Annotated in this window: 17 protein-coding genes; 12 read left to right on the top strand and 5 right to left on the bottom strand. The window is 69.7% G+C overall.

Annotated features, from left to right (window positions below):
• Positions 1-50 precede the first annotated feature (50 nt).
• From ACOJUJ_RS03205 to ACOJUJ_RS03190, 4 genes are all read right to left on the bottom strand, one after another.
• Positions 51-1,058, bottom strand: a complete 1,008-nt coding sequence (locus tag ACOJUJ_RS03205) for a S1C family serine protease (RefSeq protein WP_420125399.1) — start codon at positions 1,056-1,058, stop codon at positions 51-53.
• A 119-nt stretch (positions 1,059-1,177) separates the two neighbouring features.
• Complete coding sequence (locus ACOJUJ_RS03200; RefSeq protein WP_420125398.1) at positions 1,178-1,357, bottom strand: hypothetical protein; 180 nt, start codon at positions 1,355-1,357, stop codon at positions 1,178-1,180.
• A 260-nt stretch (positions 1,358-1,617) separates the two neighbouring features.
• The gene (gene thiM / locus ACOJUJ_RS03195) at positions 1,618-2,415 is read right to left on the bottom strand and encodes a hydroxyethylthiazole kinase (RefSeq protein ID WP_420125397.1); all 798 of its coding nucleotides are present in this window, start codon (positions 2,413-2,415) and stop codon (positions 1,618-1,620) included.
• A 249-nt stretch (positions 2,416-2,664) separates the two neighbouring features.
• Positions 2,665-2,952, bottom strand: a complete 288-nt coding sequence (locus ACOJUJ_RS03190) for a hypothetical protein (RefSeq protein WP_420125396.1) — start codon at positions 2,950-2,952, stop codon at positions 2,665-2,667.
• Positions 2,953-3,200: 248 nt separating this feature from the next.
• Here ACOJUJ_RS03190 and ACOJUJ_RS03185 point away from each other — a divergent pair, with 248 nt between their 5' ends.
• From ACOJUJ_RS03185 to ACOJUJ_RS03130, 12 genes are all read left to right on the top strand, one after another.
• Entirely contained in the window at positions 3,201-3,764 is a 564-nt protein-coding gene (locus ACOJUJ_RS03185) for a DUF411 domain-containing protein (RefSeq protein WP_420125395.1), read from the top strand.
• 646 nt (positions 3,765-4,410) lie between these two features.
• Positions 4,411-5,022 (top strand): putative signal transducing protein, encoded by a 612-nt coding sequence (locus tag ACOJUJ_RS03180; RefSeq protein WP_420125394.1) that lies wholly within the window; start codon positions 4,411-4,413, stop codon positions 5,020-5,022.
• Between the two features lie 373 nt (positions 5,023-5,395).
• Positions 5,396-6,889 (top strand): ribosome biogenesis GTPase Der, encoded by a 1,494-nt coding sequence (der, locus tag ACOJUJ_RS03175; RefSeq protein WP_420125393.1) that lies wholly within the window; start codon positions 5,396-5,398, stop codon positions 6,887-6,889.
• A complete protein-coding gene (gene plsY, locus ACOJUJ_RS03170; RefSeq protein WP_420125392.1) occupies positions 6,886-7,539 on the top strand; it encodes a glycerol-3-phosphate 1-O-acyltransferase PlsY in 654 nt (217 codons plus the stop codon). Before der ends, plsY begins: the two co-directional genes overlap by 4 nt.
• Complete coding sequence (locus ACOJUJ_RS03165; protein WP_420125391.1) at positions 7,536-8,543, top strand: NAD(P)H-dependent glycerol-3-phosphate dehydrogenase; 1,008 nt, start codon at positions 7,536-7,538, stop codon at positions 8,541-8,543. The genes plsY and ACOJUJ_RS03165 overlap by 4 nt, the downstream gene beginning before the upstream one ends.
• Positions 8,544-8,703: 160 nt before the next feature.
• Positions 8,704-9,054: a MerR family transcriptional regulator gene (locus tag ACOJUJ_RS03160; RefSeq protein WP_420125390.1), complete on the top strand. Its 351-nt coding sequence runs from the start codon at positions 8,704-8,706 to the stop codon at positions 9,052-9,054.
• A 277-nt stretch (positions 9,055-9,331) separates the two neighbouring features.
• Positions 9,332-10,345 carry a PfkB family carbohydrate kinase gene (locus ACOJUJ_RS03155; protein ID WP_420125389.1) on the top strand — a complete coding sequence of 338 codons (1,014 nt, stop codon included), beginning with the start codon at positions 9,332-9,334 and terminating at the stop codon, positions 10,343-10,345.
• A 52-nt stretch (positions 10,346-10,397) separates the two neighbouring features.
• A complete protein-coding gene (locus tag ACOJUJ_RS03150) occupies positions 10,398-10,610 on the top strand; it encodes a hypothetical protein (protein WP_420125388.1) in 213 nt (70 codons plus the stop codon).
• Between the two features lie 169 nt (positions 10,611-10,779).
• Entirely contained in the window at positions 10,780-11,727 is a 948-nt protein-coding gene (locus ACOJUJ_RS03145; RefSeq protein WP_420125387.1) for an ATP-binding protein, read from the top strand.
• Between the two features lie 121 nt (positions 11,728-11,848).
• Positions 11,849-12,325: a peptidylprolyl isomerase gene (locus ACOJUJ_RS03140; RefSeq protein WP_420125386.1), complete on the top strand. Its 477-nt coding sequence runs from the start codon at positions 11,849-11,851 to the stop codon at positions 12,323-12,325.
• Between the two features lie 4 nt (positions 12,326-12,329).
• Entirely contained in the window at positions 12,330-12,923 is a 594-nt protein-coding gene (locus tag ACOJUJ_RS03135) for a hypothetical protein (protein WP_420125385.1), read from the top strand.
• Positions 12,924-12,927: 4 nt separating this feature from the next.
• The gene (locus tag ACOJUJ_RS03130; RefSeq protein ID WP_420125384.1) at positions 12,928-14,112 is read left to right on the top strand and encodes a trans-sulfuration enzyme family protein; all 1,185 of its coding nucleotides are present in this window, start codon (positions 12,928-12,930) and stop codon (positions 14,110-14,112) included.
• A 73-nt stretch (positions 14,113-14,185) separates the two neighbouring features.
• Here the strand turns inward: ACOJUJ_RS03130 and ACOJUJ_RS03125 are convergent.
• On the bottom strand, positions 14,186-14,425 hold a 240-nt coding region (locus tag ACOJUJ_RS03125), incomplete at its 5' end, for a hypothetical protein (RefSeq protein WP_420125383.1).

Below are 14,425 nucleotides of genomic sequence, written 5' to 3'. Positions count from 1 at the left end.
CGGTCAGGAGCCGGCAGAGGCAGCAACGCGCGTTCCAGCCCCGCCACAGCTTACCGCTCCGTCAGCCGTACGCGCGCGGTGAACGGGCCGTCGGGGCGCAGGCCGGAGAAGGTCACCTCCTGGCCGGGGTTGCGCTCGCGGATGGCGCGGCGCAGGTCGCCCACGTTCGTAAGGGCCACGTCGTCCATACGGGTGATGATGTCGCCGCGGCGGATGCCGGCGGCCGCCGCGGGCGAGCCCGGCTGGACGCCCAGAATGATGATGCCGCGCTCCACGGGCAGGTTGAACTCGCGCGCCATCTCCGGCGACACGTCGCCGTACTGGATGCCGATGAAGGCGCGCCGCACCCTGCCCGTCTCCAGCACCTGCCGCGCGACGTCGCTGGCCAGGTTGATGGGGACGGCAAAGCCCAGCCCCTCGGCGCCCACGCCGCCGCCGCCGCGCAGGATGGCGGTGTTGATGCCGATCACCCGGCCGCGCGAGTCCAGCAGCGGCCCGCCCGAGTTGCCAGGGTTGATGGCCGCGTCGGTCTGGATCAGCTCGTCCAGCCCGATCTGCTCCTGGTTGCGGTTAAGCGCGCTGATGATGCCGCGTGTGACCGTGCGCTCCAGCGCCAGCGGGTTGCCGATGGCGATGGCCGTCTGCCCCACCTGCAGCTGGTCGGAGTTGCCCAGCGCGGCCGTGGGAAGGTCGGTGCCCTCCACGTCCACCACCGCCACGTCGATGCTGGGGTCGCCACCCAGCACGCGCCCGGCGATGCGCTGCCCGTTCGCCAGGCCGATCTCCACCCGCGTGCTGTTGCCCACCACGTGCGCGTTGGTCAGGATCACCCCGTCCGCGCGGATGATGACGCCCGACCCCGCCCCGTTCGCCGTCGTCACGCTGACGACGGCCGGCGTCACCTGCCGCGCCACGCGCACGACGCTCGCCTCCTCACCCTCCTGCTGCGCGTACGCCGGCGGCGCGCCCCGAAAGTCCGCCCCCACCGCCGCCCCGAACCCCACCCCCACGCCGGCGGCCAGCGCCCCGGCGATCAGCCGTACTCCACTCATCTTCATCTGCCACTCCTCACGTCGATCACGAATCTCTCAGCGTCCCGCAGCATGGATGCACATCGGGGCCCGGGCGTTGAACCCGGGCCCCGCATCCGCCGTTCCGCCAGCGTGTCAGACTCACCTCACCGGCCGAATCGGCGCCTTGCTTCCTCGTGAGAGACAACCCTGTCGGCATCGACCTGCCGCAGGCCGCCCTCGACCTTGGACAGGAAGTACAGCGTCTCCATCATCTCTTCGACGCTCGCCTCGGGCGAAAGCTGTTGAATCAGCTCGATTGCCCGCTCCCGCAACGTTGCAGTCATGTGTGACATACCGGACAGGGAGAATGGTTGATTTCCTGAGGGAGCGCGCCTCCGGAACCTGACGATACTCAATCGCTCACGCGCGACCGAAGGATCTCGTCTCGGCAATCGCGGGGCTGGCCCGGCGGCACAGGTCCAGCCCCCGGGTGCTGCCGGCGAGATCCTTCGGTCGACGCCAAAGTGCCTTTGTAGCAGCAGGTTCGCAGCGGCGCCTCCCTCGGGAAATCAGGCTCCCGGTGGTTCTACACATACTCTCAGCCTCACACCTCGCGGATGCGCAGCTCGGTGCGGGGGATGGTGTCGAGCACGTGCAGCGCGTCGATCAGCCGCACGCGCAGGGTGCCGGGGCCGATGGCGCCGCTGGCCGCCATCTCCCCCGCCAGGCCAAAGAGGGCCAGCGCGTAGGCCGCGGCGAGCAGCGGCTCCGGCTCTACGGCCAGAAAGGCGCCGGTAACGCCGGTGAGCGCGCAGCCCAGCGCCGTAACACGCGTCATCATGGGGTGCCCGTGCTCTACGGCCAGGGTCAGGCGGCCGTCGGTCACGTAGTCCACCGCGCCCGTGACGGCGACGACGCACCCAAGCCCGCGGGCCAGCTCGCGCGCCACGCCGGCGGCCTCTTCGGCGCCGCGTGTGCTGTCGACGCCTTTGCTCCCGCCCACCTCGCCGGCCAGGCTGAGGATCTCCGATGCGTTGCCGCGCACCACGGACGGCTTGCGGCCCGCCAGGTCACGGGCGGTCCGGGTGCGGTAGTCGGTGGCGCCCACGCCCACCGGGTCCAGAACCCACGGCGTCCCGCGCGCGACGGCCCGGTCCGCGGCGCGCCCCATGGCCTGTACCCAGGCGGGTGAAAGCGTGCCGATGTTCACCACCAGGGCACTGGAGATGGAAACGAAGTCCTCCACCTCTTCGTTGGCGTGCACCATCGCGGGCGAGGCGCCGATCGCCAGCAGCGTGTTGGCGGTCACGTCCATCGCCACGTAGTTGGTGATGCAGTGCACCAGCGGCCCTGCCTTGCGCAGGCGGGCCAGCGCGCCCCAGGCATCGTATTGGTCGGTCACGGTACGCGACAGCTCGGGTGTGTGGAGGGGGAGCGCGGAAGCGCCGCGCGGAGGGGCAACGTACGCGATTCACGCGCCGTCGTCAGCAGGTTCGACTGTAAAGAGTGCGGATGCGGACGGATGCCCGCTGAAAGGCGCTACGATGGAGCGTGGCGATCACACATGGGCGGATCCCCGGGACCGGACGGAAATCGCCCCCGGGCGGCGGGCCCGGGGGCGATTCTCATCCCTCATCCGATGCGCCGCGCGTCAGTGCAGGTGCGCGGTCGCGCGGGTCCAGCGAAGGGGCCGGGCCAGCGCGGTGCGCAGGGCACGGTAGCGCTCCACCGTCAGCAGCACCTCGTAGCGCCACAGAACCGCGGGCACCAGCAGCGGGTTGACCAGCACGAACCGGCCCTCGGGCTGACGGGCCAGCAGGAACGTTCCGGCTTGCAGCCGCAGCACCACCAGGTGCTCGGCGCGCTGGGCCAGAAGCCACAGACGCATCGCCCAGCCGGCCAGGGCCAGCACCAGCGCGCCGACGAACATCGAGGTCATCGTTTCCTCCTCTGGCTGAGTATTCCCAGCGCTTCTCGAATCCGTTTCATAGCCAACTCCGTGCCCGCGCGGCGGCACCCTCCGCATCCCCTTGGTGCCCATCCACTTGCCTTCGCGGCCAGTTTCGGGCGACGGGAACGGGATGGGGCGAGTATGCCGCGGAGCGAACCCGGAGCGCCGCCCGGTGTACCCGGTGGGCGCACTCCGCGCGGGCCGTCCTGTCCTTCCCTGTGAAACGAACGAGCGCCATGAAGTCGAACGTCCTTTCCCGGCGTGGCCGGGCCGCCGTGCTCCTGCTGCTGGCCCTGGGCGCCTGCAACGGCGCCGGAAAGGCCGATCCCGCGCCCGCCGCCGAGTCCGGTGCGGCGTCCGCGTCCCCGGCCGGGCAGACCGTGGCATCGGCGTCCCAGCCGGGACAGGCAGCGGCATCCGCGCAGGGCACGCGGATGGTCGTCTACAAGACGCCCACCTGCGGATGCTGCCGCTCGTGGGTGGATCACATGCAGGCGGCCGGCTTTGCGGTGGAGGTGCACGACATGCCCGACGTGGCGCCGGTAAAGCAGGAGCACGGCTTGCCGGGTCACCTGGCCAGCTGCCACACCGCCATTGTGGACGGCTACGTGGTCGAGGGCCACGTTCCCGCCGACGTGATCCGCCGCATGCTGGCCGAGCGCCCGCAGGTGGCCGGCATTGCGGTGCCGGGGATGCCGGCGGGCTCGCCCGGGATGGAGGTTCCCGGCGGCCGCAAGGACCCGTACGACATCATCGCGTTTTCCAAGGACGGCAAGGTCTCGGTCTACGAGACGCGCTGACCCGCATCCGCAGGCTGAACGACGAGGCGCGGCCCGGAGACGTTTCGGGGCCGCGCCTCGTTTTTCGTTCATATCCACCAGAAAAGATGGTTTCACGCCGAATCCGGCAAAACACCTCACCTCAAGTCGGACTACTGAAAACAGAGGTCAGGGTACAGAGGAACAGAGAACAGCCAGAGGAACAGAGGAGGAATGCGGATCACCTCTGTTCCTCTGGCGGTTCCCGGTTCCTCTGTACCTTCCGATGTTGTTTTTCCGGATTCGGTATAACGGAGTTGCTCCGGTGCGTGTAGCCAGTTCCGGCGCGCCCCCATCCGGGCGGGCACCACCCGCCCACCTTCCCCCAAAAACAACCTGGGGGAAGGTTGTTGTAACGGCGAGGAGTGGTGTGCCGTGGCGGGCTCCTGCGCCTCGTCCCGTCGCAGCGGGATCGAAGTCCACCTCCCCCAGGGGTTTTTGGGGGAGGTGCGAGCCTGAGCGAGTAAAGGGGCCCGCCGCCGGCACAACATCCGCCCGTTCACCCCTTCACCCGTTCACCTCTTCACCCTCCCGCCAGCACCCTGCACGCTTCTTGCGCTTCCCCCGCGCGTAGCCGAAGGTAAACACCGTGCGGTTCTCCCGCCGTCAGCCCAGTCCGGAGCCTATCTTGTCCGTCGAAGCCCCCGAAGCCACGTTCACCTGTCCCCGCTGCGGCGCCGAGTATGCCGGCGGCGACGCATGCCCGTCCTGCGGCTTTCTGCAGGCCCCCGTGCCCTGCGACGACGACCCGTCGCGCAACGCCGCGTACCGCTGCGTGCTGTGCGGCCGCACCGTCTGCGGCAGCGACCCGGCGGGAAAGCGCGCGGCGCTGTGCGACCTGCACGCGCACGTCCCCATCATCGAAGGATGGGCGCAGGTGTACACCACCGGCGACCCGCTGGAAGCGGACCTGATCGTCCAGAACCTGCAGGCCGAAGGGATCGACGCGCAGGTCTACTCGCAGAAGGACGACCACGCCTTTCCCGTGGACATCGGCGAGCTGAGCATCGTTCGCGTGCTGGCGCCGGTGTGGGAGTTCGGCGAGGCGATGGACCTCGTCGAGTCGTACACCAGCGGCGACGGCGAAATCAGTGATGATGACGCCACGCTGGTGCGAGATGACGATGCGACGCTTGTCGGCCGCGACGACGCGACGCTGGCCGGCCGCGACGATGTCACGATCATCCGCGGTGACGACGCCAGGCCGGCGGGCGACGACGACGCGACGCTGGTGAGATAGGGCGGGGTGCGGGAGTGGTGACGCCCGCGTGGGCGCGTTGTTGACGCGTCCGCGCGGGGCGGGCATATTCGCCCGGGCTCGATAGACGGAAAGCCACACCTGTGCGCGTCCGCCTGCCGCGAGCGGCCGCCGGCGCTGCCGGGGCCGCTCGTTCGCGTTGGGGGATGGTGCCCCTCCCCCGGCCCCTCCCCGTTCGTTCCTAACGGGGAGGGGAGAGAAGCGCGAAGCGCTTTGCGTGAGGGATGCGCGCCCGCAGGGCCGAGAACACGGCGCGCAGCCCGGCCCGCAGCGCAGCGCAGGGACACGCCCGGATACGTCGTTTGAAGTTGCGGTCGATGGCCCAGCGCCGTCCTCAAATCAATCCAGAGAAGTCATGAAGCTCCCAGTGGTGGCCGTCGTGGGGCGGCCGAACGTCGGCAAGTCCACCTTCTTCAACCGGGTCCTGGGCGAGCGCATCGCCATTGTCGAGGACCGGCCCGGGGTGACGCGCGACCGCAACTTTGCCCGCACCGAGTGGAACGGCCGCGAGTTCTACCTGGTCGACACCGGCGGCATGGTGGAAGGGTCCGACGAGCCCATGGACCGCCTGATCCGCGACCAGGTGCTGGCCGCGATCGGCGAGGCCGACGTGCTGGTGCTGCTGGTGGACGGCAAGGCGGGTCCGCACCCGCTGGACTACGCCGTCGCCGAGCGCCTGCGCAAGACCGACAAGCCCGCCCTGCTGCTGGTCAACAAGATGGACAACCTGGGCGCCCCCACGGCCGTGGCGCACCACGACTTCTGGGACCTGGGGCTGGGCGAGCCGTTCCCCGTGAGCTCCACCAGCGGCAAGGGGAGCGGCGACGTGCTGGACCAGATCGTCTGGCAGCTTCCCGAGGGGACGGAGGAGGAGGAAGAGGCGCTGCGCGTGGCCGTGATCGGCCGCCCGAACGTCGGCAAGTCATCCTTCGTCAACCGGCTGCTGGGCGAGGAGCGGCTGGTGGTGAGCGACGTGGCGGGGACCACGCGCGACGCCATCGACACGCCCATGAAGTACCACGGCAAGACGTTCATCTTCGTCGATACGGCGGGGCTGCGGCGCCAGGCCAAGATCGACGAGGGGGTGGAGTTCTACAGCTCCATCCGCACCGAGCGGGCGATCGACCGGGCGGACGTGTGCGTGCTGATGATCGACGCGCAGGAGCCGATCGCGGTGCAGGACCTGAAGATCGCCGAAAAGGCGTGGGAGGCGGGCAAGGGGCTCATCGTCATCGCCAACAAGTGGGACCTGGTTGAAAAGGAGACGATGACGGCGCCGCGGTACGAAAAGGAGATCCGCGACCGCGCGCCGTACCTGCACTGGGTACCCATCCTGTTCACCAGCGTCAAGACGGGGCAGCGGGTGAACAAGGTGCTGGAGCTGATCCTTGAGGTGCAGGAGCAGCGCCAGCGCCGCATTCCCACCAGCCAGGTGAACGAGGTGCTGCGCGCGCTGGTGATGCGCACCAAGGCCCCTTCGCACCACGGCCGGCCGATCCGCTTTCAGTACGGCACCCAGGTAGCCGTGGCGCCGCCGGTCTTCATCCTCTGGTGCACGCAGCCGGACGGCGTGCCGGAGAGCTACGAGCGGTACCTGATGCGCGGCTTTCGCGAGGCGTGGGGCTTTACCGGCTCGCCGCTGGTGCTGCGCCTGCGCCGCCGTGAGGACACGGAAGGCCGCCCGCGCAAAAAGCAGGGAACGCCGCAGGTGGTGGGCGACCACGACGGCGAGGACGGCGAGGTGGAGGTGGAGTACGTGCGCGGCGACGGCGGGCTGGACGGCGAGTTCGAGGAGTACGGCGACGAGGAGTTCGAGGAAGGCTGGGACGACGAGGAGGAGGACGAGTGAGCCCCTGGCTGCTGGTCGTCGCCTCCTACCTTCTGGGCGCCATCCCGGCCAGCTACATCGCCGGGCGGCTGGCCAGGGGGATCGACCTGCGCGAGCACGGCAGCGGCAACCTGGGCGCCACCAACACCTTTCGCGTGCTGGGGGCCAAGGTTGCCGCGCCGGTGATGCTGTTCGACATCCTGAAGGGCACCTTTCCGGTGGCGGCGTTCAGCCAGTGGGACAACACCGGCGACTGGCGGTGGGAGCTGGCGTACGGCGCGGCGGCCATCATCGGCCACGTGTTCAGCGTCTACATGCGCTTCAAGGGCGGCAAGGGGGTGGCGACCAGCGCGGGCGTGTTCGCGGCGCTGGCGCCGGTGCCGCTGCTTGTCGGCGTCGGCGTATGGCTGGCGGTGCTCAAGGGGATGCGGATGGTCTCCGCGGGAAGCATCCTGGCCGCGCTGGCCGTCGGCATCATGGTGTGGGTGGTGCCCACGCGGATGGAGGTGCGCGTGCTGGGGATGGCGGTGGTGGCGTTCGTGATCTTTGCCCACCGCAGCAACGTGGGACGTATTCTGAAAGGAACGGAGCCGCGGTTCGGGGCCAAGAAGGAGCCGCAGGCCACGGTGGCCGCGGCGGCGGTGACGGCGGACGCGGAGACTGCGGAATGACGGCGCGCGCGGCGGTGATCGGGGCGGGAAGCTGGGGGACGGCGCTGGCCAACCTGCTGGCCGACAAGGGGACGGAGACGATCGTCTGGAGCTACGAGCAGGACGTGGCGGACGACATCAACGGCGCCCACCGCAACCGCAAGTACCTGGACGGCATCGACCTGCACCCCTCCCTGCGCGCCACGCCCGACATGGCCCAGGCGCTGCGCGGCGCGGACCTGGTCCTGTCCGTCTCGCCCTCGCACGTCGTCCGCCAGGTGATGGCGCAGGCGGCGGCGCACATGGAGCCCGGCGCGCTGGTGGTGAGCGCGTCCAAGGGGATCGAGAACGAATCGCTCAAGACGATGGACGGGGTGCTTGCGGACGTGCTCCCCGCCGACGTCAGCCGCACGGCGTGCTTTCTTTCCGGACCCAGCTTCGCGCGCGAAGTCGGCCTCCGCTATCCCACGGCGGTGACGATGGCGTCGGAGGACGAGGAGGCGGCGGTGCGGGCGCAGATGGCCTTTCAGACGCCGTACTTTCGCGTCTACACCACCCACGACGTGCGCGGAGTGGAGCTGGGCGGCTCGGTAAAGAACGTGATCGCCATCGCGGCGGGGGTGGTGGAGGGCCTGGGATACGGCTTCAACACGCAGGCGGCGCTGATCACCCGCGGGCTCGCGGAGATCATGCGTCTGGGCGCGGCGCTGGGGGCCGACCCGCGCACGCTGGCGGGGCTGGCGGGGATCGGCGACCTGATCCTGACGTCGATGGGCGGGCTGAGCCGCAACCGCACCGTGGGCGTGGAGCTGGGGAAGGGGCGGTCGCTGGACGACATCCTGGGCGGGATGGTGATGGTGGCGGAGGGCGTGCGCACGGCCCGCAGCACGCACGACTTGGCGCAGCGCAGCGGCGTGGAGATGCCGATTGTCGACGCGGTGTACGCGCTGCTGTTCGAGGGGCTGAACGCGCGCGAGGCCATCGAGCAGCTGATGATGCGCGAGCCCAAGCCGGAGCAGGATTGAAGGGAGTGTGGGAAGGGCGGGAAGGGCGGGAAGGGCGAATGACTTCGCGGCAACAACCACACGAAGGCCGCCTTCGCGGACTGGCGGGCGGCGGTGCAGCCGCGGGTTCGGTGAACGTGGACGATTGGGTGCATTCGGCCGGAACGGACGGAGACAAGGGATGAAGCGGCCGCAGCGGGAGTTCTATTCCATCGGCGAGGTGTGCGCGCTGTTCGACGTAAAGCCGCACGTGCTGCGCTACTGGGAGACGCAGTTCCCGGCGCTGTCTCCGCCCAAGAACCGTTCGGGGAACCGCGTGTACCGCGCCCGCGACCTGGAGCTGATCGCCCTGATCCGCCACCTGGTGCACGACGAGCGCTACACGCTGGAAGGGGCCCGCAAGCGCATCGACGAGCTGCGCCAGGAGGGCGCCGCCGCCGAGCTGGCCTCGCGCGCCCTGGAGCGCTCCTTCGTGCGCTCCCTGCGCACGGAGCTGGAGGAGATCCTGGAACTGCTCGCGCCGGCGGGGTGAGGCGGGCGGGGGTTCGGGACGAACGAAACAAAGGGGCTGACAAGCCCCAGGATGAGCGGGTAAACCCGCTGCTGGGAAAGCGATAAGCCCCGTTCGGCTCGTTACACACGCCGAACGGGGCTTCAACACCGGAAACGCACCGCCGGCATGAGCGACGTTTATACCCTCTCCCGCTTGCGGGAGAGGGTGCGAGCCTTAGCGAGCGGGTGAGGGCCCCCGCGGGCGCGGCTCGATCTCATTCGATGTCGCCACTCACGCACTTTCGCACTCACGCACTATGAAGCTGGGCGTCGTCGGCACGTTTGTCTGGGATACGATCTGGACGCTGGAAGACGTGCAGGCCGGGCGGCCGTTCGAAACGTGGGGCGGGGTGGCGTACTCGCTGGCCGCGGCGGCGGCGGCGCGCCCCGAGGGGTGGGAGATCGTGCCGATCGTAAAGGTGGGTAGCGACCTGGCGGACGAGGCGCGGCGGTTCATGGCGGGGCTGCCTGGGATGGACGCCGGGCCGGGCGTTCTCGTCGTCCCGGAGCCCAACAACCGGGTGGAGCTTCGCTACACGGACGACGTGCGGCGCGGCGAGCGGCTGACGGGCGGCGTGAACGCGTGGACGTGGGATGAGCTGGCGCCGCGTCTGGAGGGGATCGACGCGCTGTACGTCAACTTTCTTTCCGGCTTCGAGATGGAGCTGGACACGGCGGAGCGGCTGCGTGCGTCCTTTACGGGCCCGATCTACGCGGATCTGCACTCGCTCTTTCTGGGCTGCCCGGGCGCCGGCGTCCGCCAGATGCGCAGCCTGCCGCAGTGGGAGCGCTGGGCCGCCTGCTTTCACGCCGTGCAGCTGAACGAGGACGAGTTGGCGATGCTCGGCGGCCCGGCGGACGAATCCGCGGGAGCGCGCGCGGCGCGGCTGCTGGCGCACGGGCCGGGGATGGTGCTCCTTACTCAGGGTGGCGAGGGCGCCCGCGCTACGGTCCGTCCCGGCTTTCCCTCGGACCCGCTCCGCTGGCCGGGGTGGCGGCCGCGCGAGGTCCCGGTGGTCCGCTCCACGGCCATCCCCCCCGCCCAGGGCAGCCTCGCCGGCGACCCCACGGGGGCGGGCGACGTGTGGGGCGTCTCCTTCTTCTCCTCGCTCCTCGCCGGCCTGCCGGTGGTCGACGCCGTCCGCCGAGCGCACGCCTTTGCCGGCGCGAAGATGGGCGTTCGCGGCGCCACGGACCTGTACGTGCACCTTCAGCCGGCGGCGGTCTCGATCGGCGAGTCCGGGAAATCGGCCTGGCCCGTCCTTCCATAACGGGTGCGGGAGGGAAACGCCCTCCCTGCATACCTGTAGCCGGGAAGGATTCATGAGCCAGACCGAACGTCAGATCAAGGATATGGCCGCGGCGGAGCTGTCGGTCGAGGAGAGCGAGGCCCTCGCCCGCGTGCCGATCATGTGTGTGCTGCGGGCGGCCGGCCGCTTCGTTCTCTGCGGCGTCGGCGACCGTGACTGCCAGCGGCAGTTCGTAAATGACGTGCTGGGCTGCTTCGGCGTCGAGGGTGGCGAGGCCAACAGCTGACGCCACGCTGGCCCCCTTCGCGGGCCCCGCGACGCACGCCCCCTCTCCGCGCCCAAGCGGGGAGGGGGCGTGTCGCGTCTGCACGGCCGCGGTCCGCCGCTCCCGCACTTTCTCCCCCGCGCGTCGCGTGCTAAGTTGCCCTGATGAACACGCCCCGCCGCCGAGCCCGATGACCCGCGTAGTCGCCGTACCTCCCACGCTGGATTCCGACGCGTTCGACGCCCTGATCGCCGAGGCGTCGCAGGCGGGCGCGGACGAGCGCCTGCTGTTCGACGCGCGCCACGTGCGCTTTGCCGACCCGTACGGGATGACGGGCCTGCTGGCGCTGGGTGTGCACTTTACCCGCGACGGCGTGCCGCCCATCCTGCAGTTTCCGCAGTCCGCCGACGTGGCGGGGTACTTTACGCGGATGGGCTTTGTGGCCGCGGCGGAGGGCGTGTTCGAGATGCACGACGCGCCCCGGTCGCGCGCGGGCGAGAGCAGCGTGCTCCTTCCCATCACCGTCGTGGGGTCGCCGGACGACGTGCACGGGGTGATCGAGGAATTGAACGAGCACCGCATCAGCAAGCTGTTCAGCGACCAGCTGGGCTACTCGCCGGCGGACGCCATGGCGTTCAGCATGCTGCTTTCCGAGGTGTCGCAGAACATCGTGGAGCACGCCGACGCGCCGGGGTGGGTGGGGATCCAGACGTACAAGCGGTGGCGGCGGGTGGACAAGCGGGTGGTGGTGATCGCCGTCATCGACCTGGGCGTGGGGTTTCGCGGGTCGCTGGAGCGCGAGCACGCGGGCCGGTTTGGCGAGCGCTGGGGCGACGCCACGGCGCTGGAGGCCGCCTTCATCCACGGCGTCACGCGCTTTCGCGATCCGGGACGCGGCCAGGGGCTCAAGCAGATCCGCCGCCGCGTGGGGCGCTGGGGCGGCAAGATCGCCATCCGCAGCGGCACCGCGCGCATCAGCGACGTGCCGGAATGGGACGACGGCGAGCCGATGACCACGGAGCTGGCGGCCTTTCCCGGCGCCCAGATCCTGATCGTGCTGCCGGCCAAGGCGGAGGCCCCCGCCGCGCCGCCGCCGCCGGCGCGTCCCGGCACGCGGAGCGGCAACATCCGTCGCTGAGAAGTACGAAAGTACGGAGTACGAGAGTACGGAACAGCATCCGCCAGGCACACCCGGCCTCTCGTAAACGTACTCTCGTACTTTCGTACTTCGTACTTTTTTCACTCACGCACTGACTGCCATGCCGACCGTAACCTTTCAGACCAACAAGGGCTCCTTTACCGCGGAGCTGTACCCCAACGAGGCGCCGGGGACGGTGGACAACTTCACCAAGCTGGTGAAGGACGGCTTCTACGACGGCATCATCTTCCATCGGGTGATTCCGGACTTCGTGGTGCAGGGCGGCGACCCCATCACCAAGGGGCAGCAGGGGCTCAACGAGCGCGGCGTGGGCTCCGGCGGGCCGGGCTGGCAGATCCGGTGCGAAACGCAGGGGAACCCGCACAAGCACGAGGTGGGGGCCCTGTCGATGGCGCACGCCGGCAAAGACACGGGCGGCAGCCAGTTCTTCATCGTGCTTAGCGAGGCCAACACGCGCCACCTGAACGGCGTGCACACCGTGTTCGGCAAGGTGACCGAGGGGCAGGACGTGATCTTCCAGATCGCCCGGGGCGACAAGATGGAGAAGGTTACGGTTAACGAGGGCGACGCGGCCTGACGCCATGCTGCACGGGCGGAAGGTCGCTCCGCTACCCATCGACCTCAGCCACGTCGGCCGCCGCTCGGTGACTTCGCTCTTCAGCAACCTGGTGACCCGCCCCACGGGGCGGGCCATCCGTACCGGCGTGGAGAGCCAGATCGCCGAGATGGAAGGCGCGCCGCAGGTCACGCTCTCCATCCTGGACTTTGGCCAGGTGCGGGTGCTGGACTACTCGTGCGCGGACGAGATCGTGGCCAAGCTGCTGCTTCGCTACCTGGGCGAGGAGCGGCCGGCGGAGGCGTTCTTCATCGTCCGCAACCTGCACGAGCACCATGCCGAGGCCATCGAGGCGGTGCTGGAGCGCCACGAGCTGCTGCTGGTGGCCATCACCGACGCGGGGCACACGGAGCTGCTGGGCGTGACCGATCCCGACCAGCGCACGGTGTGGGACGCGCTGGTGCGCCGCGGCCGCGCGTCGCGCGCGGAGCTGGCGGACGACACGGGGCTGGCGCGCGAGACCGTCACGGCGACGCTGGCGCACTTCTATCTCAAGCGGGTGGCGGCGGTGCACGTGGACGGCACCGTCTCCCCGCTTTCCGCGTTTCTCCAGGAGTAGGCGGATGGACCGGTCCGGCGAGGGCTTTTCCACGCGCGCCATCCACGCCGGCCACCCGGAGGCGCAGGTGGGCGGGCCGGTGGTGACGCCCATCTATCCCACCACCACCTTTTACAGCGACCCGTCGGGCCAGGCCGAAGTGTGGTACACGCGCTACGGCAACGGGCCCAACCACCTGCTGCTCGAGAAGCGGATCGCCGCGCTGGAGGGGGCGGAGGACGCGCTGGTGGTCGGCAGCGGGATGGCGGCGATGGCGATGGCGCTGATCTCCGTGCTGCAGGCCGGCGACCACGTGGTGGCGACGGACGCCATCTACGGCGGAACGCGCGCGCTGCTGGACCGCGAGCTGTCGCGGATGGGGATCGAAACCACCTACGCCGACATGTTCACGGCGGAGTGGACGCGGGCGCTGCGGCCGAACACGCGCGTCGTTCTGGGTGAGACGCCGTCCAACCCCCTGCTGCGCGTGCTGGACCTGGCGCCGATCGCCGAGGTTGCGCACGCGCACGGCGCCGTGGTCATTGTGGACGCCACGTTCGGCTCGCCGGTGCACTTTCGCGGGCTGGAGCACGGCGCCGACATCGTGATGCACAGCGCCACCAAGTACCTGGGCGGGCACAGCGACGTGACGGCCGGAGTGCTGGCGGGGAGCGCGGAGCGCATTGGCGAGGCGCGCAAGCGGACGCGGGTGTGGGGGCCGGTGCTGGACCCGCACGGCGCGTGGCTGCTGGAGCGGGGGATCAAGACGCTGTCGGTACGCATGGAGCGCCACAACCGCAACGGGATGGAGATCGCGCGCTGGGCCGAGTCGCGGCCGGAGGTGGCGCGCGTCTTCTACCCCGGGCTCCCTTCGCACCCGGATCACGAGGTGGCGCGGCGGGTGCTGGATGGGTTCGGCGGGATGGTGGGGATCGAGCTGGCGGGCGGCGGGCCGGCGGCGGACCGCTTTGTCCGCGCGATCCGGCTTGCCAAGCTGGCGCCCAGCCTGGGCGGCGTGGAGACGCTGATCAGCGAGCCGCGCTTTACCTCGCACGCGGCCATGACGCCCGAACAGCGCGAAGCCAACGGCATCCGCGACGGCTTTCTTCGCGTCTCGCTGGGCATCGAAGACGCCGCCGACCTGATCGCCGACTTCGACCAGGCCCTCCGCGCCATCGGCGGCCAGGAACAGCGCGAAGCCGCGGACTGATCAAAACGGCGGTTTTCATGGATGGATGCACGGACCCTCCTTCGCCTTTTCGCGGCGGGGAGGGTTTTCGTGATCACACCTCATGCTCATACTGAATCCGGAAAAACAACATCGGAAGGTACAGAGGAACCGGGAACCGCCAGAGGAACAGAGGTGATCCGCATTCCTCCTCTAGGATTGCCCCGGCTTGGTGGACACCAAGATAAGCCCGTAGGTTACGGGCGGGAGGTGACACATGGCCGAGAAGCGAAGGCAGTTCACGCGCGAGTTCAAGCTGGAGACGGTCCGGCTGATCTCCAGCGGTGAGCGTAAG

Origin of the sequence: Longimicrobium sp. (assembly GCF_048594345.1) — a bacterium.
Classification (GTDB): Bacteria; Gemmatimonadota; Gemmatimonadetes; order Longimicrobiales; family Longimicrobiaceae; genus Longimicrobium.
This window is presented reverse-complemented; position numbering and strand designations above follow the sequence as displayed.